Below are 26,276 nucleotides of genomic sequence, written 5' to 3'. Positions count from 1 at the left end.
GGCAGCATCGTCATCATGAGCGCATCCGCATCGCCCCACGCCGCCGACGCGTCCCTTCCGGCCACCGCCCGGGCCTGGCATCTCGTCGCCCGCCCCTCGGGCTGGCCCACCCCCGAGGACTTCGCGCTGCGCGAGGTGCCCGTCGCCGAGCCCGCCGAGGGCGAGATCGCCGTGCGGAATCTCCACTTCTCCGTGGACCCGTACATGCGCGGGCGGATGAACGATGTGAAGAGTTACATCGCCCCCTTCAAGCTCGACGAGCCGATGGACGGCGGCGCGGTCGGCGTCGTGGTCGCCTCCCGCGCCGAGGGCTTCGCGCCGGGCGACCATGTGGCGCACTTCGTGGGCTGGCGGGAGTACGCGACGCTGCCCGCGAAGCACGCCACCAAGATCTCGGAAGAGGTGGCTCCGCTCACCGCCTTCCTCAGCGTCCTCGGCGCGACGGGCCTCACGGCCTACGCCGGGCTGCTGAAGTCCGCCTCCTTCAAGGAGGGCGACACCGTCTTCGTCTCCGGCGCCGCGGGCGCGGTCGGCAGCCAGGTCGGCCAGATCGCCAAGCTCAAGGGCGCCGCCCGTGTCATCGGCAGCGCGGGCTCCGACGAGAAGGTCCGCGTCCTCAAGGAGGAGTACGGATTCGACGCCGCGTTCAACTACAAGTCGGCTCCCGTGGCAGAGCAGCTCCGCGAGGCCGCTCCTGACGGCATCGATGTCTATTTCGACAATGTCGGCGGCGACCATCTGGAGGCCGCCCTCTCCTCGTTCAACACCTTCGGCCGCGCCACCATCTGCGGCATGATCTCGCAGTACAACGCGACGGAGCCGACCCCCGCGCCGCGCAACCTCGCGCTCATCATCGGGAAGCGCCTGCGCCTCCAGGGGATGCTCGTGAGCGATGAGACCGCGCTCCAGCCGCAGTTCTTCGAGGAGGTCTCCGCCTGGGTCCGCTCCGGCGAGCTGAAGTACCGCGAGACGATCGTCGAGGGGATCGAGAGCGGGGTGGACGCCTTCCTCGGCGTCCTCAAGGGGGAGAACACGGGCAAGATGATCGTCAGTCTCGCGGACTGACCACCCGGGCACGCCCTCGTCGGAGGCCATTAGGCTCGGCATCGGCCGGTGGGATTTGGGCGCGAGTCCCCCGGTCGTGCCACCGACAGGAGGATCCATGGCAATCCAGCCCATAGACGTCAAGTACACGGCCGTCGCCACCGCGGAGAACGGCCGGGACGGCCGCGTCGCGACCGACGACGGCAAGCTCGACGTTGTCGTCAACCCGCCCAAGGAGATGGGCGGCAGCGGCGCGGGCACCAACCCCGAGCAGCTCTTCGCCGCCGGTTACAGCGCCTGCTTCCAGGGCGCGCTCGGCGTCGTGGCGCGCAAGGAGGGCGCCGACATCTCCGGCTCCACCGTGACGGCGGAGGTCGGCATCGGCAGCACCCCCGAAGGCGGCTTCGGTCTCACCGTCGCCCTCTCGGCCTCCATCCCGAACGTGGACGCGGACACCGCCAAGTCCCTTCTGGAGAAGGCCCACCAGGTCTGCCCGTACTCCAACGCCACCCGGGGAAACATCGAGGTCACGCTCAGCGTCAAGTAACCGACGCGGCAGGACCAACCGTGGGGGCCACCCCGCCGGATCGGCGGAGCGGCCCCCACGGGCTGTCCGGCACCACGGCACCACGGCACCACGGCGCCTCAGCCTCAGGGCGTCGGTGCGTCAGGGCCGCAGCAGCACCTTGCCCGCGTCCGCGCCCTCGGGGCCGCCGACCGCCGCCATCGCCTCGCCGAAGGACGGCAGGGGAAACTCGTGGGTGATCAGGGGCGCGGGGTCCAACAGCCCGCCGGTGAACGCCCGTACGGCGAAGGACCAGGCGGCGGACGAGGCGCCGAACACGGAGCCGACGGTGAGCTGGTTGAGGACCAGGTGCAGCGGGTCGACGCCGAGCGCTCCCGGGTCGAACATGCCGGTGAGGACGACACGGCCGCCGCGCCGCGCCAGCAGGCAGGCGTCCTGGGCCGACCCGTCCGCACCCGCCGTCTCCAGGACGACGTCGTAGCCGCCCGCCTCCTTGCCCGTCTCCTCCGGCGCGCAGGCACGGTCGGAGCCCAGGCTCAGCGCCTGCTCGGCGCGGGCCGACCGCGGCTCCACCGTGAGGAGGGCGGCGGGGGACGAGGCGGCAAGGAGCTGGACGGCGAGCAGGCCGAGCGTTCCCCCGCCGACGACGGCCACCCTGTCGCCGGGCCGGGGCGCGCCCGCGAGCACCGCGGCGGCGGCGACGGCCGCGGGCTCCAGCAGCGCGGCGGCGCGCAGATCGGCCCTGTCGGGCAGGAGGTGGAGCAGCCGCGTGGGCAGCACCAGCCGGTCGGCGAAGGCGCCCGGCTGGGTGAAGCCCGTCTCGTCGTACCCGCTCGCGCACAGATTGGTGGCGCCCTCCCGGCACCGCTCGCAGGACAGGCACGCGCGGAAGCCCTCCGCGACGGTCTTCCGCCCCGTCAGCGCCGGGTCCACGCCCTCGCCCACGGCGTCCACGGTGCCCGCCCACTCATGTCCGGGTGTCACGGGATAGCGCACGAAGTCCGGGTGCCGGGTGCCGTCGTACAACTCCCGGTCGCTGGCGCAGATCCCGGCCGCGTGCACGGCGATCCGCACCTCGCCGGGCCCCGGAAGGGGCTGCGGCCCGCTCACGATCCGGTGCTCTCCCGGACGGTCGACGACGACGGCGCGGGCGCTCCCGGACGCCGGCGCTCCCGCCCGGCCGGTCGTCCCGGCCGGTCCTGCGGCAGTGGTCACTGACGGCTCCCTTCACCCACTCAGCGCGCGGTGCGAGGAGAGGTGATCTCCCGATAGGCCAGCTCCGCGAGACTGTGCTGCCCCTTTTTGCTCGGGTGGAACCAGTCCCAGTTGCTCAGTTCGTCACCGGTGAAGCGGTAGCGGAAAACGGCACCGTTGTCGTACCGGCAGCGCAGGTCCTTGGCGCACTCCTCCTTCAGCACGGAGTTGTACGCGACCACCCGGTCGTACACCTGCTGCCGGCGGTCCTGGGCGGCCTTGTCCATCGCGTTGGGATCCTTGAGCATCGACTGGCAGATCCCGAGGTTCCATATCCGCTGGCCTATGGGGTTCTTCCGGCCCTGCTCCCACAGCCGCTTGAGGTTGGGCACGCTGGAGACGTAGACCTGCGTCTTGGGCCGGTCCGCGCGCAGGACGCGCAGGGACTCGCGGAAGCTCGCGCGGAAGTCCTCGACGGACGTCATCTCCCCGACGGTCTTCCTGCACGCGTCGTTGCCGCCGCTCATCACGGTGATCATGTCAGGGCCCGTGGCGGCGGCCTTGCGCATCTGCCCGGGCAGGTCGGCGATGACGGCGCCGCTCACCGCGTGGTTCCAGCTCTTGCCCCGCGAGTCGCCGAGGAGACGGTTGGCGAGGCTGTCGACCTGCGGCTCGGATCCTGTGGCCCAGGACACCTTCACGCAGTCGGAGAGCACCGAGCAGGCGTCGAAGCCGCGCGTGATGGAGTCGCCCACGGCGGCCATGGACTCGGGTTTTCTGTCCCAGATCGGGGTGGGGGACGGCGACGGCTTGGGGCGCCCGGAGGCGTCGGCGCGCTGTGCGGCTCTGTCGCTGCCTCCGCCGCCGGGATCCCCGCAGGCGGCGGCGAGCCCCAGCCCTCCCGCGATCATCGCGGCGAAGGCGCAGATGGTGACGGTACGGGCGCGTGTCCGGCCGGAGGAGCGGGTAGGCCGGTGGGACGGGTCGTCGGTCTCGCTGCGGCTGTCCGTCATCCGGCCCCCTGTTCGCTGGTCCCCATCCGACGGTACGTCACGCACCGTGCGCCGTCGCACGGTAGCTTGGCCGTGACTGGCTGACGCGGGGGCGCACAGCGGCTGGTAAATATTACCTCGCGTCACTTCCTGTCCCTTTCGGGGATATTTGAGCGCAGTGGTGTTTACTATTCGTAACCTCGGGAGCTGGTAGGGAAGTGACCGATGGTGCAAAAATGTCAGGCGCTGAACCGGCGCATGACCGGTAGGTGATCGAGGCCGCTCGGCGAGGCGACCCTCGGACCGCACTGGAGGTCCCGGTGACGACACGTGGAGTTCTGTACGTCCACTCGGCGCCCCGCGCGCTGTGCCCCCACGTCGAATGGGCCGTGGCGGGTGTCCTCGGCGCGCGCGTGAACCTCGACTGGATCAGACAGCCCGCCTCCCCGGGCACCTGGCGTGCCGAGTTCTCCTGGCAGGGCGATCCCGGCACCGCCTCCAAGCTCGCCTCCGCGCTGCGCGGTTGGCACCTGCTGCGCTTCGAGGTCACCGCCGAGCCCTGCCCGACGGCCGAGGGCGAGCGGTACAGCTCGACGCCCGGGCTGGGGATCTTCCACGCCGTGACCGGCATGCACGGCGACATCCTCATCCCGGAGGACCGCCTCAAAGCCGCGCTGGCCCGTGCCGCGCGCGGGGAGGGCGACCTGGAGGCCGAGATCTCCCGGCTGCTCGGCAAGCCCTGGGACGACGAGCTGGAGCCGTTCCGGTACGCGGGGGAGGGTGCCCCCGTGCGCTGGCTGCACCAGGTCGTATAGGCGGCTCAGAGGCCCGTACGGGACGGTTCACGGCCCCGTGCGAGGCCTGGGCCCAGGGGCGGGCCCGCGGGGCGTCGCTCTTGCCCTGGAGCGTGCTCCAAGCCGTACCGTGCCGGACATGTCTGACCGAACTTCAGTAGCCGTCCTCGGCACCGGGACCATGGGTGCCGCCATGGCGCGCAACCTCGCGCGCGCCGGGCTCGACGTCCGCGCCTGGAACCGTACCCACGCCAAGGCCCTGCCCCTCGCGGGTGACGGGATCCGTGTCACGGAGGACGTGGCCGACGCGGTGCGCGGCGCCGACGTGGTGCTCACCGTGCTGTTCGACGCGCCCTCCGTCCTGGACGCGATGCGGGCCGCCGCGCCCGGCCTCGCCGAGGGCGCGCTCTGGACGCAGGCCAGCACCGTCGGGCCGGACGGCGTCCCGCCGCTGACGGACTTCGCCGGGGAGCACGGGCTCCGTTTCGTCGACTCCCCGGTGCTGGGCACCAAGGCGCCCGCCGAGGCCGGTCAGCTCACCGTGCTCGCCGCCGCCCCGGAGGACGTACGGGCCGATGCGGAGCCGGTGTTCGACGCGATCGGGCAGAAGACGCTCTGGCTCGGCACCGAACCGGGCGCCGCCAGCCGTTTCAAGCTGGTCGTCAACAACTGGGTGCTCACCGTCATCAACGGGACGGCGGAAACTCTCGCCCTCGCCGAGGGGTTCGGCTTCGACCCGCGTGCGTTCCTGGACGCCGTCGGGGGAGGCCCGCTCGACCTGCCGTACCTGCGGCTCAAGGCTGGGCTGATCCTCGACGGCGACTACGCCGCCAGTTTCCCGCTGGCCGGGGCGCGCAAGGACGCCGAACTGATCACCCGTGCCGCCGAGGAGGCCGGTGTCCGCCTGGACCTCGCCCCCGCGGGTGCCGAACGGCTGCGCCGGGCGGAGGAGCAGGGGCACGGCAGGGAGGACGCGGCTGCCTCGTACTTCGCCAGCTTCGACTGACGACACCGTCCAGCCATCCCGCGCATGTGTAAGGGGCGCCCTCCAAGGGAGGACGCCCCTTACACATGCGCTTACGCGCGCACACGCTGACGTGCGTACGCGACCGGAGCGATCAGGCGCTGCGGAACGCCAGCACGACGTTGTGGCCACCGAAGCCGAACGAGTTGTTCAGCGCGGTGATGCGGCCCTCCGACGGGAGGGCGCGCGCCTCGCCGCGCACGATGTCGGCGTCCACCTCGGGGTCCAGGTTGTCGATGTTGATCGTCGGCGGAGCCGTGCGGTGGTGCAGCGCCAGCACCGTGGCCACGGTCTCCACGCCGCCCGCGCCGCCCAGCAGATGACCGGTCATCGACTTGGTGCCGGAGATGACCATGTGGTCCACGTCCTCGCCGAAGACCTTGCGCAGCGCCTTGAGCTCGGCGAGGTCGCCCTGCGGGGTCGAGGTCGCGTGCGCGTTGATGTGCGCGATCTCCGACGGGTCGGTGTCGGTGTTCGACATGAGGTTCTGGAGCGCGTGCGCGATGCCGTTGCCGGAGGGCTCGGGCTGCACGATGTCGTGGCTGTCGGCGGAGATGCCCTGGCCGATCGCCTCCGCGTAGACCCGGGCGCCGCGCCGCCGTGCGTGCTCCTCCGACTCCAGGACGATCACACCCGCGCCCTCACCGAGCACGAAGCCGTTGCGGTCGACGTCGAACGGGCGCGAAGCGCCCTGCGGGTCGTCGTTGTTCTTGGACATCGCCATCATGTTGGCGAAGGCCGCGACGGGCAGCGGGTGGAGCGCCGCCTCCGTACCGCCCGCGACGACCACGTCGGCACGGCCGGTGCGGATCATCTCGATGCCGTAGCCCACGGCCTCGGAGCCCGAGGCGCAGGCGCTGACCGGAGTGTGCACGCCCGCGCGGGCGTTGACCTCCAGGCCGACGTTGGCGGCCGGGCCGTTCGGCATGAGCATCGGCACCGTGTGCGGGGAGACCCTGCGGAAACCCTTCTGCAGCAGCGTGTCGTACTGGTTGAGCAGAGTGGTGACACCGCCGATACCGGACGCCACGACGGTGCCGAGCCGGTCCGGATCGACCGAGGTGTCCTCACCGGCACGGCCGCTGAAGCCCGCGTCGGCCCACGCTTCACGGGCCGCCACCAGCGCGAACTGGGCCGAGCGGTCCAGCTTCCTCGCCTGCGCGCGCGGGATGGTCTCGGTCGGCTCGACCGCGACCCGGGCCGCGATCCGCACGGGAAGGTCGGCAGCCCACTCCTCGTCCAGGAGACGGACGCCGGAGCGCCCCGCGACGAGACCTTCCCAGGTCGATGCGCTGTCGCCACCCAGCGGTGTGGTTGCGCCGATACCGGTGACGACCACGGTGCGATTGGTCGCGTTCACTGGAATTCTTTCTCCACTGGTAGGGGTGACCTCGTTTGAGCCACCCGTCGGCCGGGTGGCGACAAACGCGTCAACGGATGTCTCAGTTCTGGTGGTCGAGGATGTAGTTGGTCGCGTCCCCGACGGTCTTCAGGTTCTTGACGTCGTCGTCCGGAATCTTCACGCCGAAACGCTCCTCGGCGGCGACGACCACCTCGACCATGGACAGCGAGTCGACGTCCAGGTCGTCGGTGAAGGACTTGTCGAGCTTCACGTCCTCGGTCGGGATTCCGGCGATCTCGTTGACGATCTCGGCGAGACCCTCGACGATCTCTTCCTGCGTGGCGGCCATTCGGCGCTCCTTCGGTATGTGCGGGTGATTCCGCAGCGCCCGACGCCTTTGTACGGGGCTGCTTGGATCTTGACTAAGGGAGAGTAACGACCGTAGCCGCGTAAACGAGACCCGCCCCGAATCCGATGACGAGGGCGGTGTCGCCGCTCTTCGCCTGCCCGGTCGCCAGCAGCCGCTCCATGGCGAGCGGAATGGAGGCGGCCGAGGTGTTGCCGGTGGTCTCCACGTCACGGGCGACCGTGACGTGCTCCGGCAGCTTGAGGGTCTTCACCATCGAGTCGATGATCCGCATGTTCGCCTGGTGCGGGATGAAGACGTCCAGGTCCTCCGGCGCCAGTCCGGCGGCGTCGAGGGCCTGCTGCGCGACCTTCGCCATCTCGAAGACGGCCCAGCGGAAGACCGTCTGGCCCTCCTGCCGGAGCGCGGGGAACTTCAGTTCGCCGTTCTCGTCGACCGGGAGTTCGGAGACGTCGCCCACGCGGTAGTCGTCCCACGGGACGGTCTGCGAGATGACGTCCGCCTTGTCGCCCTCCGAGCCCCAGACGGTCGGCCCTATGGCCGGCTCCTCCGAGGGGCCGACGACGACGGCGCCCACGCCGTCGCCGAACAGGAACGCGGTGGAGCGGTCCGTGAGGTCCGTGAGGTCCGAGAGCCGCTCGGCGCCGACCACCAGCACGTACTTCGAGCTGCCCTCGACGACCATGCCCTTGGCGAGCGTCAGGCCGTAGCCGAAGCCCGCGCAACCCGCGTTGACGTCGAAGGCCGCGGCCTTGCCCGCGCCCATACGGTCCGCGATCTCGGTGGCGATGGCCGGGGTCTGCTTGAAGTGCGAGACCGTCGCGATGATGACCCCGTCGATCTGGTCCGCGGTGATGCCCGCGTCCGCCACGGCCTTGCCCGCGGCGGTCAGAGTCATCTCCGCGAGCGTCTCCTCCGGGCCCGCCCAGTGCCGGGTGGCGATCCCGGAGCGGGAGCGGATCCATTCGTCCGAGGAGTCGATGTGCTTGAGGATCTCCTCGTTCGGCACGACGCGGGTCGGCCGGTAGCCGCCGACGCCGAGGATACGGGCGTACGGGGAGCCCTGTGCGGGCTTGATCTTCGCGGTCATGCTACTCAGGGACTCCTCGGGTTCAGGACGACGCGTGCTCGGCGATGAGCGCACGAGCCGCTTCGAGATCGTCGGGGGATTTCAGCGCCAGCGTGCGGACACCCGGGAGGGCACGCTTGGCGATCCCGGTGAGCGTGCCACCCGGGCACAGCTCGATGAGGGTGGTGACACCCAGTTCCTGGAAGGTCTCCATGCACAGATCCCAGCGCACGGGGGCCGAGATCTGGTGGACCAGCCGTCGAACGACCTCGGGGCCCGTGTCGACGACCTGTCCGTCGAGGTTGGACACGTAGCGCACGGCGGGGTCGCCGGGCTCGATGTCCTTGACGGCCTCGCTCATCGCGGGCTCGGCCGGGGCCATGTGCTCCGTGTGGAAGGCGCCGGCGACCTTGAGCGGCATCACGCGGGCCTTCTCGGGCTTGTCCTGCCCGAGGGCCGCGATCTGCTCGGCTGTGCCCGCGGCGACGATCTGGCCCGCGCCGTTCATGTTCGCCGGGGTCAGGCCCAGCTTCTCCAGGTGCGCGACGACGGCCTCGGAGTCGCCCCCGAGGACCGCTGCCATGCCGGTCTCGGTGACGGCCGCCGCCTCCGCCATGGCCTTGCCACGGGCCCGGACGACCTTCATGGCGTCCAGGGGCGTCAGCACGCCCGCCAGGGCCGCGGCGGCCAGCTCACCGACGCTGTGGCCGGCGAGCGCGCCCGCGGCGTCCAGCGAACCGGGGGACTCCTGTCCCGGGCGCCAGTCGAGCAGCGCCTCGGCGGACAGCAGGCTCGCGGCGACGAGCAGCGGCTGCGCCACGGCTGTGTCGCGGATCTGGTCCGCGTCGCCCTCGGTGCCGTAGTGGGCCAGGTCGAGGTCGATCGCGGCCGACCACTCCGCGAGCCGGTCCGCAGAACCGGGGAGTTCGAGCCAGGGGGTCAGAAGGCCAGGCTTCTGGGCGCCTTGGCCGGGAGCGACGAGTACGAGCACTCTCTCACTCTCTCTTGTGAGCTGTGGTCCCCGCCGGTGAGGACCGGGACGAAGAACGGTGAGGGGAATTGTGGGCCCTCGACAAAAGGCGGGCGTAAGCCTACGGGCGGCTCCCGAAGTCCGCGAGACGTCCCAGGATGAGCGCGATACGCAGTGTGAAGGCGGAGCGCACATCCGAGGGCGACCAGCCCGTGACGTCTGTCACACGTCGCAGCCGGTAGCGCACGGTGTTGGGGTGCACAAAGAGCATCCGTGCGGCGCCTTCCAGGCTACTCGCCTGCTCCAGATAGACGCTGAGTGTCTCCAGCAGCGCCGACCCGGCTTCCTCGAGCGGTCTGTAGATCTCCTCCACCAGCAGCTCGCGGGCGACGGGGTCGCCCGCCATCGCGCGCTCCGGCAGGAGATCGTCCGCGAGGACCGGACGGGGCGCGTCCGGCCACGCCGCGCACGCCTTCAGCCCGGCCATCGCCGCCTGCGCCGAGCGCGTCGCCGCGAGCAGGTCGCCCACCACGGGGCCCGCCACCACGGGACCGGCCGCGAACGGGCCGATCAGGGACTTCGCGGAGCGCAGCGGATCGTCCGAGCCGCCCGCGATCACCACCAGACGGCTGCCGAGCACGCCCGTCAGGACCTGGAGCTTGGCGTGCCGCGCGGCCCTGCGGATCGCCTCGACGGTCAGCTCGCTGTCGCCGTCCGGTGCGGTGCCGAGCACCACGGCGACATGCTCCGGGGAGTTCCAGCCCAGCGCCGCGGCGCGGGAGACGGCGCCCTCGTCGGCCTCGCCGGACAGCACCGCGTTGACGACCAGGGACTCCAGCCGGGCGTCCCACGCGCCCCGCGCCTCGGCCGCCTGCGCGTAGACCTGGGCGGTGGCGAAGGCGATCTCGCGTGCGTAGACGAGCAGGGCCTCGCGCAGCACCGACTCGTCCCCGGGGGCCGCGACTTCGTCGATGGCGGTCTCGACGACCTCGATCGTCGTACGCACCATCTCGACGGTCTGCCGCAGGGTGATCGCGCGGGTCAGCTCGCGGGGCGCCGTGCCGAACACGTCCGTGCTGATCGCCTGCGGCGTCTCGGGGTGCCGGAACCACTCGGTGAACGCGGCGATGCCCGCCTGCGCGACCAGCCCGATCCACGAACGGTTCTCCGGGGGCATCGCGCGGTACCAGGGGAGCTGCTCGTCCATGCGCGCGATGGCGGCGGCGGCGAGTTTGCCGGAGGACTGCTCCAGTCTGCGGAGTGTGGCGGTATGCGGATGCTGAGAGGGGTCTGTGGGTTCTGGCACGGGACAAGCCTGCCTTATCGGAAGGCGCGGCAGGGCGCTGGGGCGGACAGCGGCCCCCGGCCGCGGTCTACGGTGGGGCCATGACGCAGGTGTGGCGAGCGGACGACCGGTACCGGGGCGGGGACGCGGACGCCGGGATCGACACCCGGCACGCCTTCTCCTTCTCGGGTCACTACGACCCGGACAACGTGAACTTCGGCCTGCTGGTGGCCTGCAACGAGGAACGGCTCGCCCCCGGCGCCGGATTCCCGCTCCATCCGCACCGGGACGTCGAGATCGTGACATGGGTCGCTGAAGGACTGCTGGAGCACCGGGACTCCACGGGAGAGGTCTCGCTCGTACGCCCCGGGGACGTGCAGCGCCTCGGCGCGGGCAGCGGCGTACGGCACGTCGAGCGGAACGCGGGGGACGAGCCGCTGCGCTTCGTGCAGATGTGGCTCGTCCCGGGCACGTTCGGGACCGAGCCGGAGTACGAGATCGTCCGGGGCATCGCCGACGGCACGCCCTTCGCGCTGCCCCGTACGGAGGCTGTCCTGCACCTACGGCGGCTCGGCGACGGGGAACGGACAGCCGTGCCGGACGCGGCCTGGACCTACGTCCACATGGTGCGAGGACAGGCCGAACTGGACGGAGCGACCCTGCGGACCGGGGACGCCGCGCGGATCGCCGACGCGAGGGACCTGGAGGTGCGCGGGCAGGGCTCGGCGGAGCTGCTGATCTGGGAGATGCACGCCGAGCCGAGCTACGGCTGAAGACGGCACCGACCGGTACCGTCCGGTTCCGCCCGGGGTGCGGCTACGGGCGTACCGCCCCGAGGTCCCTCAGCACCGCGTCCGTGAACACCGGCCAGACCTCCACCGCCCACGGGCCGAACGCGCGGTCCGTCAGCGCCACGCAGGCCGCGCCCGCGTCGGGGTCCACCCACAGGAACGTGCCCGACTGGCCGAAGTGCCCGAACGTCCTGGGGGACGAGGAAGCGCCCGTCCAGTGCGGCGACTTGGAGTCCCGGATCTCGAAGCCCAGCCCCCAGTCGTTCGGCTTCTGGTTGCCGTACCCCGGCAGCACCCCGCCGAGCCCGGGGAAGACCACGGAGGTCGCCTCGTCGAGCGTCGTACGGTGCAGCAGGCGCGGCGCCTGGAGCTCGGCCGCGAAGCGCACGAGGTCGGCCGCGGTCGAGACGGCGTCCTTGGCGGCCGAACCCGGCAGCTCGGTGTCCGCCATGCCCAGCGGATCGAGGACCGCCTCACGCAGGTACTGCGGAAAGGGGATCTCCGTCGCCTTCGCCACATGGTCGGCCAGCGTCTCGAAGCCCGCGTTGGAGTAGATCCGCCGGGTGCCGGGCGCCGCCATCGCGCGGTGCTCGTCGAAGGCCAGCCCGGAGGTGTGGGCCAGCAGGTGCCGGACGGTGGCGCCCTCGGGCCCCGCGGGCTCGTCCAGCTCGACCGCGCCCTCCTCCAGGGCGACCAGCACCGCGTAGGCGGCCAGCGGTTTGGTGACGGAAGCCAGCTCGAAACGGCGCTCCATGGGGCCGTGGGTACCGGCCACCGTGCCGTCCGCACGTACGACGGCAGCGGCGGCGGTGGGCACCGGCCAGGTCTCGATCATCCGCAGGCTGTCCATGTCCCCGAGCCTAACGTCCGGGATTTCACACCGTTTTTGCCCTTGCTTGGAGTGCGCTCGAACTTCGTAGCGTTCACTTATGACCGTGATGGAAACAGCGAGCGCGGACACGGGCGCGGACACGGAGCCACTGAACTGCGACGCCGGAGCTCACCCCCGTCCGGATGGTGACGACCGATACACGATCAGTGAGGTGGCCGCCATCAGCGGCCTCAGCGCGCACACGCTGCGCTGGTACGAGCGCATCGGGCTGATGCCGCACGTCGACCGGTCCCACACGGGCCAGCGGCGCTTCAGCAACAAGGACCTGGACTGGCTCCGGCTGGTTGGCAAGCTGCGCCTGACCGGCATGCCGGTCGCCGACATGGTGCGCTACGCCGAGCTCGTGCGGGAGGGCGAGAGCACCTTCGGGGAGCGCAAGGAATTGCTCCTGGCCACCCGCGAGGACGTCCTGCGCCGCATCACGGAGCTCCAGGACACCCTCGCGGTCCTCAACCACAAGATCGACATCTATACGACGGCGAACGCGTAGCACGCGAAGGCCCCGGCCAGGACGGCCGCCACGGCCCTCCGCCCCCGGTTCACGCCCTTCCAGGGAGCGTCGAAACGGCGCGCGACGCTCCCGATCGCGACGAGCGCGAGGGCGAAGAGCGGCATCCAGGCGAGCCGGGCGAGCAGCCAGCCCAGGGAGTCCGGCGCCGTCGTCAGCCCGGCGAACGTCCCCAGGAACGAACTCGGCACGGCGGCCGTCAGCATCGCCGACTGGTGCCAGCAGAAGATGGTCATCGCCGACAGGTTGACGACCACGACGGGCGCCCACAGCGCGGGGCGGCGCAGCGCCCTCGCCAGACGGTCGCGCAACAGTACGGCCGCGCCGCACTGGACCGAGGCCAGGGCGAGCACCAGGAGGGACGGGGGATGCGAGTTCGTCCGCGCCTCCCCGGGAACTCCGACCATCGACGCCGGGTAGTGGAAGACGAGCAGCAGGAGCGCGAACAGGGCGGCACCCGCGCCGAGCAGAAAAGCGCCGCCTCTCTTGCGCAGCTTTCCCTCACCCCAGCAGACACCGATCTGGTACGCGAAGAGCCAGCCGGGCACGAGATTGACCATGCCGAGCCAGGACGGCATGGCCTCCGCGTACGGCCCGTAGCGCAGGAGGTCGACCACGGCGACCGTGCCGAAGAGCGGCGCCGCCGCCCATGCGCCGAGCTTCTGGCAGGCCCTGACGCAGTACGGGGTGAGCGCGGTGACGCCCGCGTAGATCCCGACGAACCACAGGGGCTGGACGACCAGTACGGCGGCCGTACGCACCGTCCCGCCCGGAACACCCATGGCCGACAGCAAGGGGACGAGCGCCGCCCATACGGCGGTCACGCCCAGGACGGGACGGCCCAGCCGGACCAGCCGCCCACGGAGCCAGCGGCCCGTGGACTCGCCCCGCGCGGCCGAGCGCCGGTAGGAGAGCACCGACGAGTAGCCGCCCACCAGGAAGAAGATTCCGAGCATCTGCAGCACCCAGCTCATGGGCGCGAAGTAGTCGAGCGTGGCGAGGGGGCTCGCGTTGTGCAGCGTGCCGTCCGCGTCCCGTGTGAAGCCGCCGAGCAGCCAGTGCCCGGTCGGCACGGCGAGCAGCGCCAGGGCGCGCAGCCCGTCGACGGCGCGGTCACGGTGCGCGGGGGTGCGCTCCTCGATCGCCGCGACGGCGGCACTGGCCTTCCGCCGGATCCCGGTCCCGGTCCCGGGCCGGGGCCGTGTCTCAGTGGGCATGGGCATGGCTGCACTCCTCGGAGGCGGCGGAGCAGTGGACGGAGCCGTACGAACCGAGCGCGATGGACGAGAAGTTGGCGAGCGAGTCGGTGCCGGGCGCGAAGTAGCCCGCGTGCCCGTCTGCCTTGGCGGAGGTGACGACGCGGGCGCCGAAGCCGGGGGAGGCCGGGTCGGTGCCGTGGCCCAGGCCCAGGACCTGGACGTTCGGCACCTTGCCGATCCAGTCGCCGGGGTCGCGCGTCGCCCACACCGGTACGGGCGTACGGAGCGCCGAGACCGACTCCGCGCGCATCCCGGGGGAGCCGAGGACCACGAGGTTCGCGGCATCGCGCCGGGTGAGCCCGTCGGCCGCCCCGCCGCAGACGACCGAGCCGTAGCTGTGGCAGAAGACGGTGGGCGCGGGTGCCCCGGTCCGTGCCAGGCCGTGCAGGAAGCGCTCCAGGCGCGGAGCGCCCGCCTCGGCGAGCCGCCCGGTGGCCGCGTCCGGGCCGAGGCCCACGGGCGTCGTGTAGCCCACCCACGCGATGACGGCGGTCCGCGTGCCGGGCTGCCGTTCCGCCATCCCGGCCCGGAGGGACTTCGCCATCCCGACGGGCTTGCCGTACCGGTTCTTGCCCCCGCCGTCGAAGGTCGCCAGGTCGATGTCGGAGCCCGGCACCATCACGGCCGTACGGTCGGCGTGCGGCAGGTCGCCGAAGACCTCGGCGACCTGGCCCCTGCCGCGCGGGTCGAACGCCAGGATCTGCCGCCCCGGGGCGAGCAACTGTCCGTACCGTTCGGCCTTCTCGTCGGCCCGGCGGTGGTCCTGGACGGTGCGCGCGGGATCGGTGGCCGTGCGCAGCGCGGAGGCGCGTTCGGCCTTCAGCGCGCGCCGGTTGGCGTCGTAGCGGAGCTTCACGGGTGCGCCGTCGAGGTTCCCGACGGTGAGCGGGTGGCGGTGGGCGAGCGTCCGGCGCTCGTGCGGGGTGAGACCGGCGAAGAAGGAGGCGATCCGCTTCGGGCTCGCCGTCGCCGGGTCGGGGAGCGGTTCGCCCAGGGAGCCGTCGGCCCGCCACGCGGCGGCGCCGGGCGCGGGGCCCGTCACCGGGGTCTGCTCGTTGCCCAGGGCCAGGCCGGTCGTCCCGCCCACGGTGGCAGCGGCGAGCGTCGCGGCGATCAGAGCGCGCTTGAGACGGCGCTTCATGGCTGCTCTCCCTCCTCGCGCCGCGCCGCCGGGAGGTCCGACGGCGCGACAGAAGGAAGAGTGCGGTGACGCCTTGTGCACGGGCGTCACACCACGGAGCCAACTGCGCGGTGATACCGGAGTAGGGGGTGGGGGAGGTCAGCGGGGCGCGCGGCGCGTACGGAACCGATCGGTACCGAATGGTTCCGCGCGCCCCACGGTTTTCTCGTGCTTCCCTGGTGCTTTCCTCGTGCTACTGGTCGCCGGGTGCGACGAGCCCCGACTCGTACGCGAAGATCACGGCCTGCGCCCTGTCCCGCAGGTCGAGCTTGGAGAAGATCCGGCTGACATGGGTCTTCACCGTCTGCTCGGCCAGGAAGAGCGACTCGGCGATCTCCCCGTTGGACTGGCCCCGCGACAGCAGTTCCAGTACCTCGGTCTCCCTCTCGGTGAGCCCGTTCAGGCGCAGCGCGGGCTTCTCACGTGACCTGCGGGGAGCGGTGCCGCCCCGCTGCCGGGCGAACTCGGAGATGAGCCGCCGTGTCACCGAGGGCGCCAGCAGCGCCTCTCCCTCGGCCACCACCCGTACCGCCGCGATCAGGTCGGCGGGCGGCGCGTCCTTCAGCAGGAAGCCGCTGGCGCCCGCGCGGAGCGCCTCGTACACGTAGTCGTCCACGTCGAAGGTGGTGAGCATGAGCACCTTCGGCACATGGGTGACGCCCGCGGGAGGGTCGAGCAGCCGGCGGGCGGCCTCCAGGCCGTCCATCTCGGGCATACGGACGTCCATGAGGACCACGTCCGGGTGGGTACGGCGGCACAGTTCGACGCCCTGGGCGCCGTCCGGTGCCTCGCCCACGACGTCGATGTCGCTCTGCGCGGCGAGCAGCGCGGCGAAACCGGCGCGCACCATGGCCTGGTCGTCGACGATGACCACCTTGGTCACGCCGGGGGGCGAGGAGGAGGCAGCGGTGCCGCTCATGCGGTCGTCGGGTCCTTTCCGTCACGGTCGGGGTCCTGCGGGCCCTGCGCGTCCTGCTGGGCCTGCTGGCCCTGGGGGTCCTGAGGTGCTTCGGACGGCGTGAGGGGCAGCCGTGCGGCGACGCGGAACCCGCCGTCCGGCAGCGGCCCGGTGTCCAGCTCGCCGCCGACGAGCCGTACGCGCTCCCGCATGCCGACCAGGCCGTGCCCCGTCCCCGTCGTCTCCAGGGGCTGACCCTCCGGCTCGGGGGAGGGCCCGTTGACGACGAGCACCGTCAGCTCGTCCGGCCCGCCCGTCACCGAGACCCGTGTGGTCGCGCCGGGGGCGTGCCGTACGACGTTCGCGAGCGCCTCCTGGACGATGCGGTACGCGGACAGGGTGACGGCCTGGGGGAGCGCCGACCCGTCCCCGTCCGCCTCCTCGGCGTGCGGCCCCTCGACCGTCAGCTCGGCGGGTACGCCCGCGCGTACGGTCGCCTCGACGAGCTGGCCCAGCCGGTCGAGGCCGGGCTGCGGGGCGCGTTCGCCCTGGGCCTCCTCGCTGCGCAGCACGCCCAGCAGGCGGCGCATCTCGGAGAGGGACTCGCGCGCCGTGGCGGCGATGGTGCCGAACTCCTCCCGTGCCTCCTCAGGGATGCCCTCGATCCGGTAGGGAGCGCTGTCGGCCTGCACGGTGATGACGGACATGTGGTGCGCGACCACGTCGTGCAGCTCCCTGGCGATACGGGCGCGCTCTTCCAGGAGCGTCCTCTGGGCGCGTTCGGCCTCGCTGATCGTCTCCTGTTCGGCCAGCCGCCGCTGTGCCTCCGACCGTTCGCGCAGGGCGGCGCCGAGCAGCAGAACGGCGCCGCTCAGCACGATCAGCAGGACGTTGCTGCCGTCGCTGTGCTCCGTCGAGACGAAGCCGAGGACGAGCGAGGCGACCACCGTGGCCAGCCAGACGGCCACCAGGGTGCGACGGCTCTCGCGCAGGGCCAGGCCGAGGCAGACCACCAGATAGCCGACGATCACCATGGGCGTCCACGGCCAGGAGCGGTCGGACAGACCGGAGGCGCCCAGCAGCGCGAAGGCACCGGCCACATCGGCGAGGAGGACGATCCACCAGGCGAGCAGCGGCCTGGTGACCACGAGCAGCAGCGGGGCCGCCTGCGCGACGCCCAGGGCGCCCGCGACGCCGCCCGCCAGCCCGTAGTCGTTGACGAGGATCTGGGTGGTGGAGGGCAGCAGCACGACGGTGAAGCCGAACGCGAGCACGTACGGGATCAGCCGCACCTTCCGCGAGGAGGCGCGTGCGAGCGGCGGAGGGGAAGGCGGTGCGGGAGTGGTCAGCGCGGTCCCCAGGGCACGCAGTTCGTGCCGGGCGGTCCGCAGCGCCTGGGAGGAACCGGGCGGGGGAGACGGCGGGGGAGACGAGGGTGGTGATCCGGAGGAAGACATCGCGTGCCCAGCGTACGGAGCGGCGGGCTCACAGCTCCGCCAGCAGCTCCGCCTTCTTCGCCGTGAACTCGTCGTCCGTCAGCAGTCCCGCGTCGTGCAGCTCGCCCAAGTGCCGGATGCGCTCGGCGACATCGGCGGGGTCGGAGCGCCTCTTGGCGGCGGAAGGGGGCGGCGACACGGGCGTCTCGGGCTTGAGGACCGGCTCGGCGCCGCGCACCGCCTCCAGGACGGCCGCCGCGAACGGCAGCGACTCGTAGACCGGCCCGTAGCCGAGGCCGAACACCACGGAGGCGGGGTCCTGATCGGCCTCGCTCATGGCCTCCGTACCGCGCGGACGGAGCCGCAGATGGCCGTTGAAGACCTCGGGCGAGCGCCATTCGACGTCCTCCAGCTCGCCCACGGGGAAGAACTGGTCGCCCGCTTTCCATTTCGCGGAGGACGCGCCGGTCCAGAACCAGCGGAAGGTGACGACCTTCCCGTCGAACGACGCCTTGCCGTCGTACGCCTTGAAGCTCTGCGGGGCGGAGGGCGCGGCCACCATGTAGCCCTCGACGGGCTTGTCGGCGTCCGCGGGGAGCGCGGAACTCAGCTCCGTCGCGTAGTAGTCCGCCAGGGTCTCGCGGTCGGCGGGTATGACGAGCCGGTAGGGGTCGTTGCCCTCCTTGAGCTGCCCCGCGGCAGCCTCCAGCAGAGGATCGGCGCCCTCCCGCGGAGTGACGCGCAGCGCCACGGTGCCGCGTCGTCCACCCGGTGCCAGTTCGACAGAGCTCAGCGCCTCGTACGGGACGCGCCGCTCCCCGAGCACGTGGAAGAGCTTCGGTGTGCGGATCCCCCGTTCGAAGCGGATGAGCACGGAGTCCGTGTCGAACTCCCAGGTGGAGTGAATTCCAGCCAGTACGTCACCCATGTGGGCCATCGTATGCGGCGGTCGCCTTCACGTCCCCCTCCGAAACGCTACGCGCGTTATTCCGTGACGGCTGCGCACCCCGGGTCGGACGAGTCGCAGTCGACGTTTCGGTACGAGCCGGTACCAACAGCCGCGAAGTTCGTCAGACTGCGAGTACGTGGCACAAAGTATCCGGTGTGCCCCACGGCGGCACCCGCCGACAGATGGCGCGAGCCGAAGCTGTCCGAGACCGGATCGGCCCCGTGGCCGAGTCCGCCGAAGTTCATGTGGGGCACGTCCGCGATCCAGTCGTCCCGGTCGCGCATCGCCCAGATGTGCGCCGCGGTGCCGAGTTCCCCGGCGCTGTCCACGCGCATCCCGGGGCTGCCCGCGACGGCGATGTCGGTGACCCGCCGCGGCAGGTCGTCGGCGGCGACCCCGCAGACGACCGAGCCGTAGCTGTGGCAGAAGAGCGCGACCTCCACCTGGGGGTCGCGCACGGTGGAAGGCAGGCTCCGTACCAGCTTGTTGAGCCGCTTCGCGCCGTCCTCGGCGGGACCGCCGGAGGCCGCGTCCACCCCGAGCCCCACGGGCGCCGTGTAGTCGGCCCAGGCGATGGTCGCCGTGTGCACGTACGGCGCCGTGCGGCGCTGCTCCTTCTGGAGCGCCCCGGCCATGCCGACGGGCGCCGAGTACGGACGCCAGGTCCGCTGGAAGGTGAGGAGGTCCGTGTCGACCCCGGGGACGACGACGGAGACCCGCTGGGCCCGGCCGAGGTCCCCGAAGACCTCGGCGGCACGGCCACGGGCCGTCGGGTCGAACGCGAGGATCTGACGGCCCGGACGGAGCATCGCCTCGAAGCGGTGCATGCGGCGCCCCGCCTCCTGGCGGCCCTCGTCCGTCAGCCTGTCGTCGACCATCCTCTTGCGCTCGACGTCCCGGGCGTCGACCAGGGCCGCGCGGTTGGCCTCGTAACGCAGCTTCAGCGGGGTGCCTCCCAGGTTTCCGACGACCAGGGGATGGCTCGTGGCCAGACGGTGCTGCTGTCCGGCGCTCAGGGAGCTGAAGAAACGGGCGATCACGGAGGGCCGGGAGTCGGGGTCGGGCAGCTGCCGCCCGGCGAAGGTGCTCTTCTCCCAGGCGAGCAGCGCTGCGTCGCGTGGCCCCTCCGCCAGCTCGTGCTTGCGGACGGCTGTCCATCCGGTGGTCACCAGCAGCACGAACACCACCGCCAGCGCGAGCAGCGCGCGCCACGCGGTGGTGCCGGGGACCCCCGACCATGGGGAGCCCGAACCGGACAACGGGTTGCCGAGAGCGGAGAAGTAAGTCACTGGGGCGCCACCCTAGGAGATGCCGACGGGCATCCACGCGCTCACGAGGTCCCCGTGAGTCATCTCACGTTTCGGACTGGATACTCGTGGCAATCCGGGCGCGGATGTGTACGCCCGTCACGCTCCGCGATCGTCCCAGTTGGCGCTCAGTGCGGGCGTCAGATGGTCGACGTAGGACTTGATGACCCTCCGGGCCTCCTCCAGGGAGGCGTTGCCCCGCATCGCCCAGTGGCGCCCGGCGATGCCCATGACGGCGCAGAAGGCGGCGACCAGGACGCGCGGCCTGGGGTCGCTCTCGGGGTCCAGCCCTGTGCGGCGCGCGATCTCGGCGGCGAGCCGCTCCTCCAGGACCAGCGACTGCCGCAGGTGGGCGGCGAGAAGGGCGGGCGTCACCTCGATGACCTGCCACATCCGCATGTGGAGGTCGAGCGGGACGATCTCCTCGATCGCCGGGCCCAGCTCGCCCCAGGACACCTCCAGTGTGTGGCGCAGCGCGTCCATCGGGGCCTCGTCCAGGGGGCGTCCGCTGAGCGCCGCGAAGAACCGCTCCGCGAACATCTGCTGAAGGGCGAGGGCCACGTCCTCCTTGTTGGAGAAATAGCGGAAGAAGGTGCGCTGGGAGACCTCGACGGCCTCCGTGATCTGGTCGACGGTCGTGGCGTCATAACCCTGCGTGACGAAGAGTTCGTGGGCGGCCAGGATGAGCGCGTCCCTGGTGCGCTGCTTCTTCCGTTCACGCAGACCTGTCAACGTCCGAACCTCTCAAGTTCTCACTGGTCGGGGCGGTGCTGGGCTGACATTTACCGGCGAATAATTCGGTTTGTCAATTGTCAGCGACTGTCACTATTCTCGCGCCATGAGTTCCCAGACCAGCACCGTCGCGCACGACGCGCCGGAACCGTCAGGTCCACGGGATGCCGGACCGGACACCCGTAAGGGGGTTCGCGGGCACCCTTGGCTGACGCTCGTCACCGTCGCGTTCGGCGTCGCGATGGTGGCGCTCGACGGCACGATTGTCGCTATCGCCAACCCCGCCATCCAGAAGGACCTCGGCGCCTCGCTCGCCGACGTCCAATGGATCACCAACGGCTATCTGCTCGCCCTCGCGGTCTCCCTGATCACGGCGGGCAAGCTCGGTGACCGCTTCGGCCACCGCCAGACCTTCCTCGTCGGCGTCATCGGCTTCGCGGCCGCGTCCGCGGCGATCGGCTTCGCCGGGTCCGTCTCCCTCGTCATCACCTTCCGGGTGCTCCAGGGCATATGCGGTGCGCTGCTGATGCCCGCTGCCCTCGGCCTGCTGAGGGCGTCGTTCCCGCCGGAGAAGCTCAACGCCGCCATCGGCATGTGGGGCGCGGTCATCGGCGCCTCGACGGCGGCCGGCCCGATCATCGGCGGCCTGCTCGTCGAGCACGTGAACTGGGAATCGGTCTTCTTCATCAACGTCCCGGTCGGGGCGCTGGCCCTGGGCATGGGCCTGGTGATCCTCCTCGCCAAGCCGGTGGAGAACGCCCCGCGCTCCTTCGACCTCGGCGGCATCGTGCTGCTCTCGGTCGCGATGTTCTGCCTCGTCTGGGCCATCATCAAGGCCCCCGAATGGCACTGGGGCGACCCCAAGACGCTGGGCTTCCTCGCCGTCTCGCTGCTCTCGTTCGCCGGGTTCGCGTTCTGGGAGACCAAGGCCAAGGAACCGCTGTTGCCGCTCAGCATGTTCCGCTCCGTGCCGCTGAGCGCAGGCACCGTGCTCATGGTGCTGATGGCCTTCGGCTTCATGGGCGGCCTCTTCTTCGTGACCTTCTACCTCCAGAACGTCAACGGACTGAGCCCCGTCGACAGCGGCCTGAGGCTGCTGCCGCTCACCGCGATGATGATCGTGGCCTCGCCGCTGGCGGGCGCCGTGATCACCAAGATCGGCCCGCGCGTGCCGCTCGTCGGCGCGATGGTGCTGACCGCGGTCGCGATGTTCGGGCTCTCCTCGCTGAGCACCGACAGCGGCGCCGGGATCACCTCCGTGTGGTTCGCCCTGCTGGGCCTCGGCCTGGCGCCCGTGATGGTCGGCGCCACCGAAGTCATCGTCGGCAACGCCCCGATACAGCACGCGGGCGTCGCGGGCGGCCTCCAGCAGGCCGCCATGCAGGTCGGCGGCAGCCTCGGTACGGCCGTGCTCGGCGCCGTCATGGCGTCCAAGGTCAACGGCGTCTTCTCCGACAAGTGGCACGAGGCCAAGCTCCCGCCGCTCGCGCCGGAGCAGGAGGCCGGGCTCAAGAGCGCGGCGGAGGTCGGCATGGCGCCGCCCGCGCCGAAGGGCACCCCCTCCCAGATGATCGAGGCCACGCGGGACGTCGTGCACGACTCCTTCATGTCCGGCATGGGGCTCGCCTTCACCTGCGCGGGCATCGTCGCGGTCCTGGCCGCCGGTGTCGCCTTCTTCACCAGCCGCGGCAGCAACGACGCGGGCCCCTCCGTGCACATCTGAGGCGGCAGGGACAAGAGAGGCAGCAGGGGCGCCTGAAGCCTCCGATATTGACGCCCGGTTGACCGGGACAGAAGCGGAAGCGCGAACTCCTGTGGACAACGCGCCAGTTGTGGACAACTCCGCCACCTGTCCCGGTGAACCGGGCCGTTTGCTCTTGGCGCGGCACATCGGCGCTGGACATGCTGATCACACGCCGGTCGACCTCACGTCCGGCCCGAATCGGGGGAAGTGATCTGCTGTGATCAGCATGCCCAAGCACATGTCCGCGCGAGGTTCCAAGGGCTCGCCCGTCGCGCTCGGTTCGGTGGCGGCCGGAGTCCTGGCGGTCGCCGCGCTGGCGGCCGTGATCCCGCCTGCGGGCGCCGCGTCGGCTCCCCGCTCCGTACCCGAGGCGGCACCCGGGGCGGCACCCGGAGCAGCGCACGCGGCAGGGCAGCCGAAGCTGGGGAAGTGCGCGGCGGGAGAACTGTGCCTCTGGGACCGCACGGGATTCCGCGGCGAGCGCAGGACGTATGAGCTGAGCGGGATCGACATCGAGAGCTGCGTGCCCCTCCCCAAGGGAACGACCGCCGCCTCGCTGGGGAACAGGACGGGACGGCCCGTCACGCTGTATCAGAGCCGCGAGTGCGCGGAGACGGGCGAGTTCGTCACCCACCCCACCGGCTCCTGGACGCCCGAGACGGCATACCGGGGACGGGCGTTCAAGGTGTGGGAGAACTGAGATGGCCCCGGCCCGCGAGCGGGGCCGCGACCCGGCCCGTGGCCGCCGCGAGCGGCGGCCACGGGACCTCGGCCGGAGGATCCGGAAGGTGCGGGACCTCGGCCGTGAGGCGCTCAGGCGGCTACGCGTCGCCGCCGGCGGCGCCCGGGTCGGCCGCCGCCACGTCCAGCAGCTGGTAGCGGTCCACAGCCTGCTTCAGCGTGGACCTGTCGACCTTGCCCTCCTTGGCCAGCTCGGTCAGCACGCCGAGGACGATCGACTGCGCGTCGATGTGGAAGAAGCGGCGCGCGGCGCCCCGGGTGTCGGCGAAGCCGAAGCCGTCCGCGCCCAGCGACTGGTAGGCGCCCGGCACCCAGCGGGCGATCTGGTCCGGCACCGCCCGCATCCAGTCGGAGACGGCCACCTTCGGCCCCTCGGCGTCCTGGAGCTTCCGCGTGACGTAGGGGACGTGCTGCTCCTCCTCGGGGCGGAGCAGATTGTGCCGCTCCACCTCGACGGCCTCGCGGCGCAGCTCGTTCCACGAGGTCGCGGACCAGACGTCGGCCCGGACGTCCCAGTCGTCGGCGAGGATCCGCTGGGCCTCCATGGCCCACGGCAGGGCGACGCCGGACGCGAGGATCTGCGCCCGGTGGGTGCCCCTCTCGCCCTGCTGATAGCGGTAGAGACCCTTGAGGATGCCGTCGACGTCGACGTTCTCCGGCTCGGCGGGCTGGTGGATGGGCTCGTTGTAGACGGTCAGGTAGTAGAAGACGTCCTCGCCCTGCGGGTGCTCGGGGCTGGAGCCGTACATCCGCCGCAGGCCGTCCTGGACGATGTGCGCGATCTCGAACCCGAAGGCCGGGTCGTAGGCGACGGCGGCCGGGTTGGTCGAGGCGAGCAACTGCGAGTGGCCGTCGGCGTGCTGGAGCCCCTCGCCCGTGAGCGTCGTGCGGCCCGCGGTGGCGCCGAGCACGAAGCCCCGGGAGAGCTGGTCGGCCATCTGCCAGAACTGGTCGCCGGTGCGCTGGAATCCGAACATCGAGTAGAAGACGTAGATCGGAATCAGCGGCTCGCCGTGCGTCGCATAGGCGGACCCGGCGGCGATCGCCGCGGCGGTGCAGCCCGCCTCGGAGATGCCGTCGTGGAGCATCTGGCCCGTGGGCGACTCCTTGTAGGCGAGCAGGAGTTCACGGTCCACCGACTCGTAGGCCTGGCCCAGCGGGTTGTAGATCTTGGCGGACGGGAAGAAGGAGTCCATCCCGAAGGTGCGGTACTCGTCGGGCGCGATCGGCACGAAGCGCTTGCCGATCTCCTTGTCCCGCATGAGGTCCTTGAGCAGCCGGACGAACGCCATGGTGGTGGCGATCTGCTGCTGCCCGGAGCCCTTCTTCACCGCCGCGTAGGCCTTGTCGTCGGGGAGGTTCAGCGGCTTCGACCGGTTGACCCGGGTGGGCACATAGCCGCCGCACTCCTGGCGCCGGTCGTGCATGTACTGGATCTCCTCCGAGTCCCGGCCCGGGTGGTAGTACGGCGGAACGCCGGACTCCAGCTCCTTGTCCGGGATCGGGAGGTGCAGCCGGTCGCGGAAGCCCTTGAGGTCGTCGACCGTCAGCTTCTTCATCTGGTGGGTGGCGTTGCGGCCCTCGAAGTTGGGGCCCAGGGTCCAGCCCTTGATGGTCTGCGCCAGGATGACGGTCGGCTGGCCCTTGTGCTCGGCCGCCGCCTTGTACGCCGCGTAGACCTTGCGGTGGTCGTGGCCGCCGCGCCCCAGGTGGAGGAGCTGGTCGTCGGTCATCCCCTCGACCATCTTCCGCAGCCGCTGGTCGCCGCCGAAGAAGTGCTCGCGGATGTAGTCGCCGCTCTCGGTGGCGTAGGTCTGGAACTGGCCGTCGGGCGTGGTGTTGAGCTTGTTGACCAGCACGCCGTCGCGGTCCTGGGCCAGCAGCGGGTCCCAGGAGCGGTCCCAGACGAGCTTGATCACGTTCCAGCCCGCGCCGCGGAAGTAGGACTCCAGCTCCTGGATGATCTTCCCGTTGCCGCGCACCGGGCCGTCGAGGCGCTGGAGGTTGCAGTTGATGACGAAGGTGAGGTTGTCCAGCCCTTCGCGGGCCGCCAGGGAGAGCTGGCCGAGGGACTCGGGCTCGTCCATCTCACCGTCGCCGAGGAAGGCCCAGACGCGGGACTTGGAGGTGTCGGCGATGCCGCGGGCCTCCATGTAGCGGTTCATCCGGGCCTGGTGGATCGCGCCGATCGGGCCGAGGCCCATGGAGACCGTCGGGAATTCCCAGAAGTCCGGCATGGACCGGGGGTGCGGATAGCTGGAGAGGCCGTGCGGGGCCTTGCTCTTCTCCTGGCGGAAGCCGTCGAGCTGGGCCTCGCTCAGGCGGTCGAGGAGGAAGGCACGGGCGTAGATGCCGGGGGAGGCGTGGCCCTGGAAGAAGACCTGGTCGCCGCCGTCGCCCTCGTCCTTGCCGCGGAAGAAGTGGTTGAAGCCCACGTCGTAGAGGGAGGCCGAGGAGGCGAAGGTGGCGATGTGTCCGCCCACGCCGATGCCCGGGCGCTGGGCGCGGGAGACCATGACGGCCGCGTTCCACCGGGTCGCGTTGAGGACCTTGCGCTCGATCTCCTCGTTGCCGGGGAAGAAGGGCTCGGCCTTGGTCGCGATGGTGTTGACGTAATCCGTGCTGCGCATCTCCGGGACGGCGACGCGCTTCTCGCGGGCGCGCTCGATCAGCCGGAGCATGAGGTAACGGGCTCGTTCCCTTCCGCGCTCGTCGACAGCCGCGTCGAGCGAGTCGAGCCATTCCTGGGTCTCTTCGGGATCGAAGTCCGGGACCTGGCTGGGAAGGCCGCCAATGATGATCGGATTGCGATCGGATCCGGAAGCCACGCTGTTCCTTCGCTGTTTCGGTCGTGTCGTGCTCTGCGCGCAATGAAGGCAGCGCACGCCGGTGGATTCGTGCTCTGTCGGTCGCGGTCGGTCTCTGTCGGTCGCGGAGCGGTCTCGGCAGGTCTCGCGCCGCCTCCATCGTGTACCGCTGCCGCGATTACGTCATCTCTACCGAGAGGTAACCCGGACCTGCTTGAGGCGGGCCGGAGGATGGCCGCCCGGATCGCGCCGCAAAGATGCCCAAACCGCAATTTTACGCTCATGGCGGACGGCCCCCGGGGATCCCGGATTGCTGGACAAACGTCCGTTCGGCTGCCAGGTGCACCCGTACGGCTCCCCCGGTCCAGCCGGGGCAAACCTGGTGGATCCTGGCGGACTCAATGTGGTGCGAATCACTCTCGATC

Annotated in this window: 24 protein-coding genes; 8 read left to right on the top strand and 16 right to left on the bottom strand. The window is 71.2% G+C overall.

What is annotated here, in order from left to right; genetic code table 11:
- Positions 1–15: 15 nt before the first annotated feature.
- Together ACGF3A_RS29890 and ACGF3A_RS29885 are read left to right on the top strand one after the other, a co-directional pair.
- The gene (locus ACGF3A_RS29890) at positions 16–1,065 is read left to right on the top strand and encodes an NADP-dependent oxidoreductase (protein ID WP_393733492.1); all 1,050 of its coding nucleotides are present in this window, start codon (positions 16–18) and stop codon (positions 1,063–1,065) included.
- Positions 1,066–1,162: 97 nt separating this feature from the next.
- Positions 1,163–1,591 (top strand): organic hydroperoxide resistance protein, encoded by a 429-nt coding sequence (locus ACGF3A_RS29885; protein ID WP_393733491.1) that lies wholly within the window; start codon positions 1,163–1,165, stop codon positions 1,589–1,591.
- Between the two features lie 120 nt (positions 1,592–1,711).
- Here ACGF3A_RS29885 and ACGF3A_RS29880 read toward each other — a convergent pair whose 3' ends face one another.
- Both ACGF3A_RS29880 and ACGF3A_RS29875 read right to left on the bottom strand, forming a co-directional pair.
- On the bottom strand, positions 1,712–2,785 hold the full coding sequence (locus ACGF3A_RS29880; RefSeq protein WP_393733490.1) for a zinc-binding dehydrogenase: 1,074 nt from the start codon (positions 2,783–2,785) through the stop codon (positions 1,712–1,714).
- A 20-nt stretch (positions 2,786–2,805) separates the two neighbouring features.
- Complete coding sequence (locus ACGF3A_RS29875) at positions 2,806–3,777, bottom strand: SGNH/GDSL hydrolase family protein (RefSeq protein ID WP_393733489.1); 972 nt, start codon at positions 3,775–3,777, stop codon at positions 2,806–2,808.
- Positions 3,778–4,076: 299 nt separating this feature from the next.
- Between ACGF3A_RS29875 and ACGF3A_RS29870 the strand changes: the two genes are divergently transcribed.
- Positions 4,077–4,571, top strand: a complete 495-nt coding sequence (locus tag ACGF3A_RS29870) for a DUF3145 domain-containing protein (RefSeq protein ID WP_393733488.1) — start codon at positions 4,077–4,079, stop codon at positions 4,569–4,571.
- 118 nt (positions 4,572–4,689) lie between these two features.
- Positions 4,690–5,556, top strand: coding sequence for an NAD(P)-dependent oxidoreductase (locus tag ACGF3A_RS29865; protein ID WP_393733487.1), 867 nt, complete (start codon positions 4,690–4,692; stop codon positions 5,554–5,556).
- Positions 5,557–5,668: 112 nt separating this feature from the next.
- On the opposite strand, the gene ACGF3A_RS29860 is transcribed toward ACGF3A_RS29865, so the two are convergent.
- From ACGF3A_RS29860 to ACGF3A_RS29840, 5 genes are all read right to left on the bottom strand, one after another.
- Positions 5,669–6,934, bottom strand: coding sequence for a beta-ketoacyl-[acyl-carrier-protein] synthase family protein (locus tag ACGF3A_RS29860; RefSeq protein WP_393733486.1), 1,266 nt, complete (start codon positions 6,932–6,934; stop codon positions 5,669–5,671).
- A gap of 82 nt (positions 6,935–7,016) precedes the next feature.
- Positions 7,017–7,265 (bottom strand): acyl carrier protein, encoded by a 249-nt coding sequence (locus tag ACGF3A_RS29855; protein ID WP_393733485.1) that lies wholly within the window; start codon positions 7,263–7,265, stop codon positions 7,017–7,019.
- 73 nt (positions 7,266–7,338) lie between these two features.
- Positions 7,339–8,373: a ketoacyl-ACP synthase III gene (locus ACGF3A_RS29850; RefSeq protein ID WP_393733484.1), complete on the bottom strand. Its 1,035-nt coding sequence runs from the start codon at positions 8,371–8,373 to the stop codon at positions 7,339–7,341.
- Between the two features lie 22 nt (positions 8,374–8,395).
- Entirely contained in the window at positions 8,396–9,343 is a 948-nt protein-coding gene (locus ACGF3A_RS29845) for an ACP S-malonyltransferase (RefSeq protein WP_393733483.1), read from the bottom strand.
- A 100-nt stretch (positions 9,344–9,443) separates the two neighbouring features.
- Positions 9,444–10,646, bottom strand: a complete 1,203-nt coding sequence (locus tag ACGF3A_RS29840; protein ID WP_393733842.1) for a PucR family transcriptional regulator — start codon at positions 10,644–10,646, stop codon at positions 9,444–9,446.
- Positions 10,647–10,708: 62 nt separating this feature from the next.
- Between ACGF3A_RS29840 and ACGF3A_RS29835 the strand changes: the two genes are divergently transcribed.
- Complete coding sequence (locus ACGF3A_RS29835; protein ID WP_393733482.1) at positions 10,709–11,380, top strand: pirin family protein; 672 nt, start codon at positions 10,709–10,711, stop codon at positions 11,378–11,380.
- Positions 11,381–11,423: 43 nt separating this feature from the next.
- Here ACGF3A_RS29835 and ACGF3A_RS29830 read toward each other — a convergent pair whose 3' ends face one another.
- Entirely contained in the window at positions 11,424–12,248 is an 825-nt protein-coding gene (locus ACGF3A_RS29830) for a serine hydrolase domain-containing protein (RefSeq protein WP_393733481.1), read from the bottom strand.
- Between the two features lie 79 nt (positions 12,249–12,327).
- On the opposite strand from ACGF3A_RS29830, the gene ACGF3A_RS29825 reads away from it, so the two are divergent.
- Positions 12,328–12,780 (top strand): MerR family transcriptional regulator, encoded by a 453-nt coding sequence (locus tag ACGF3A_RS29825; protein WP_393733480.1) that lies wholly within the window; start codon positions 12,328–12,330, stop codon positions 12,778–12,780.
- Here the strand turns inward: ACGF3A_RS29825 and ACGF3A_RS29820 are convergent.
- The 7 genes from ACGF3A_RS29820 to ACGF3A_RS29790 all read right to left on the bottom strand — a co-directional run bounded on the left by ACGF3A_RS29820 (position 12,759) and on the right by ACGF3A_RS29790 (position 20,559).
- The gene (locus ACGF3A_RS29820) at positions 12,759–14,015 is read right to left on the bottom strand and encodes an acyltransferase (RefSeq protein ID WP_393733841.1); all 1,257 of its coding nucleotides are present in this window, start codon (positions 14,013–14,015) and stop codon (positions 12,759–12,761) included. The two genes, ACGF3A_RS29825 and ACGF3A_RS29820, sit on opposite strands and share 22 nt — an antisense overlap.
- Positions 14,005–15,198 carry an alpha/beta hydrolase gene (locus ACGF3A_RS29815; RefSeq protein ID WP_393733479.1) on the bottom strand — a complete coding sequence of 398 codons (1,194 nt, stop codon included), beginning with the start codon at positions 15,196–15,198 and terminating at the stop codon, positions 14,005–14,007. The genes ACGF3A_RS29820 and ACGF3A_RS29815 overlap by 11 nt, the downstream gene beginning before the upstream one ends.
- A 232-nt stretch (positions 15,199–15,430) precedes the next feature.
- A complete protein-coding gene (locus ACGF3A_RS29810; protein WP_393733478.1) occupies positions 15,431–16,156 on the bottom strand; it encodes a response regulator in 726 nt (241 codons plus the stop codon).
- Entirely contained in the window at positions 16,153–17,592 is a 1,440-nt protein-coding gene (locus ACGF3A_RS29805) for a histidine kinase (protein WP_393733477.1), read from the bottom strand. Before ACGF3A_RS29805 ends, ACGF3A_RS29810 begins: the two co-directional genes overlap by 4 nt.
- Before the next feature lie 28 nt (positions 17,593–17,620).
- Positions 17,621–18,499 (bottom strand): DUF4429 domain-containing protein, encoded by an 879-nt coding sequence (locus ACGF3A_RS29800; RefSeq protein ID WP_393733476.1) that lies wholly within the window; start codon positions 18,497–18,499, stop codon positions 17,621–17,623.
- 56 nt (positions 18,500–18,555) lie between these two features.
- The gene (locus tag ACGF3A_RS29795) at positions 18,556–19,809 is read right to left on the bottom strand and encodes an alpha/beta hydrolase (RefSeq protein ID WP_393733475.1); all 1,254 of its coding nucleotides are present in this window, start codon (positions 19,807–19,809) and stop codon (positions 18,556–18,558) included.
- 117 nt (positions 19,810–19,926) lie between these two features.
- Positions 19,927–20,559, bottom strand: a complete 633-nt coding sequence (locus ACGF3A_RS29790) for a TetR/AcrR family transcriptional regulator (protein ID WP_393733474.1) — start codon at positions 20,557–20,559, stop codon at positions 19,927–19,929.
- 106 nt (positions 20,560–20,665) lie between these two features.
- Between ACGF3A_RS29790 and ACGF3A_RS29785 the strand changes: the two genes are divergently transcribed.
- Together ACGF3A_RS29785 and ACGF3A_RS29780 are read left to right on the top strand one after the other, a co-directional pair.
- The gene (locus ACGF3A_RS29785; protein ID WP_393733473.1) at positions 20,666–22,282 is read left to right on the top strand and encodes an MFS transporter; all 1,617 of its coding nucleotides are present in this window, start codon (positions 20,666–20,668) and stop codon (positions 22,280–22,282) included.
- 247 nt (positions 22,283–22,529) lie between these two features.
- Positions 22,530–23,003 carry a peptidase inhibitor family I36 protein gene (locus ACGF3A_RS29780; protein WP_393733472.1) on the top strand — a complete coding sequence of 158 codons (474 nt, stop codon included), beginning with the start codon at positions 22,530–22,532 and terminating at the stop codon, positions 23,001–23,003.
- Positions 23,004–23,124: 121 nt separating this feature from the next.
- On the opposite strand, the gene aceE is transcribed toward ACGF3A_RS29780, so the two are convergent.
- Positions 23,125–25,872 (bottom strand): pyruvate dehydrogenase (acetyl-transferring), homodimeric type, encoded by a 2,748-nt coding sequence (aceE, locus tag ACGF3A_RS29775; protein WP_393733471.1) that lies wholly within the window; start codon positions 25,870–25,872, stop codon positions 23,125–23,127.
- Positions 25,873–26,276: the final 404 nt, after the last annotated feature.

It is taken from the genome of Streptomyces sp. NPDC048172, from assembly GCF_043202595.1.
Classification (GTDB): domain Bacteria; phylum Actinomycetota; class Actinomycetes; order Streptomycetales; family Streptomycetaceae; genus Streptomyces.
The sequence above is the reverse complement of the archived record's forward strand: the minus strand, read 5'-3'. Positions and strand labels throughout refer to the sequence as shown.

What these genes read in the sequence shown, in the direction of transcription:
- ACGF3A_RS29890 (WP_393733492.1), top strand. Translation starts at nt 16, where the DNA reads ATGAGCGCATCCGCATCGCCCCACGCCGCCGACGCGTCCCTTCCGGCC.
- ACGF3A_RS29885 (WP_393733491.1), top strand. Translation starts at nt 1,163, where the DNA reads ATGGCAATCCAGCCCATAGACGTCAAGTACACGGCCGTCGCCACCGCG.
- ACGF3A_RS29875 (WP_393733489.1), bottom strand. Translation starts at nt 3,777, where the DNA reads ATGACGGACAGCCGCAGCGAGACCGACGACCCGTCCCACCGGCCTACC.
- ACGF3A_RS29865 (WP_393733487.1), top strand. Translation starts at nt 4,690, where the DNA reads ATGTCTGACCGAACTTCAGTAGCCGTCCTCGGCACCGGGACCATGGGT.
- ACGF3A_RS29855 (WP_393733485.1), bottom strand. Translation starts at nt 7,265, where the DNA reads ATGGCCGCCACGCAGGAAGAGATCGTCGAGGGTCTCGCCGAGATCGTC.
- ACGF3A_RS29850 (WP_393733484.1), bottom strand. Translation starts at nt 8,373, where the DNA reads ATGACCGCGAAGATCAAGCCCGCACAGGGCTCCCCGTACGCCCGTATC.
- ACGF3A_RS29835 (WP_393733482.1), top strand. Translation starts at nt 10,709, where the DNA reads ATGACGCAGGTGTGGCGAGCGGACGACCGGTACCGGGGCGGGGACGCG.
- ACGF3A_RS29830 (WP_393733481.1), bottom strand. Translation starts at nt 12,248, where the DNA reads ATGGACAGCCTGCGGATGATCGAGACCTGGCCGGTGCCCACCGCCGCC.
- ACGF3A_RS29825 (WP_393733480.1), top strand. Translation starts at nt 12,328, where the DNA reads ATGACCGTGATGGAAACAGCGAGCGCGGACACGGGCGCGGACACGGAG.
- ACGF3A_RS29820 (WP_393733841.1), bottom strand. Translation starts at nt 14,015, where the DNA reads ATGCCCACTGAGACACGGCCCCGGCCCGGGACCGGGACCGGGATCCGG.
- ACGF3A_RS29815 (WP_393733479.1), bottom strand. Translation starts at nt 15,198, where the DNA reads ATGAAGCGCCGTCTCAAGCGCGCTCTGATCGCCGCGACGCTCGCCGCT.
- ACGF3A_RS29810 (WP_393733478.1), bottom strand. Translation starts at nt 16,156, where the DNA reads ATGAGCGGCACCGCTGCCTCCTCCTCGCCCCCCGGCGTGACCAAGGTG.
- ACGF3A_RS29805 (WP_393733477.1), bottom strand. Translation starts at nt 17,592, where the DNA reads ATGTCTTCCTCCGGATCACCACCCTCGTCTCCCCCGCCGTCTCCCCCG.
- ACGF3A_RS29800 (WP_393733476.1), bottom strand. Translation starts at nt 18,499, where the DNA reads ATGGGTGACGTACTGGCTGGAATTCACTCCACCTGGGAGTTCGACACG.
- ACGF3A_RS29785 (WP_393733473.1), top strand. Translation starts at nt 20,666, where the DNA reads ATGAGTTCCCAGACCAGCACCGTCGCGCACGACGCGCCGGAACCGTCA.
- ACGF3A_RS29780 (WP_393733472.1), top strand. Translation starts at nt 22,530, where the DNA reads ATGCCCAAGCACATGTCCGCGCGAGGTTCCAAGGGCTCGCCCGTCGCG.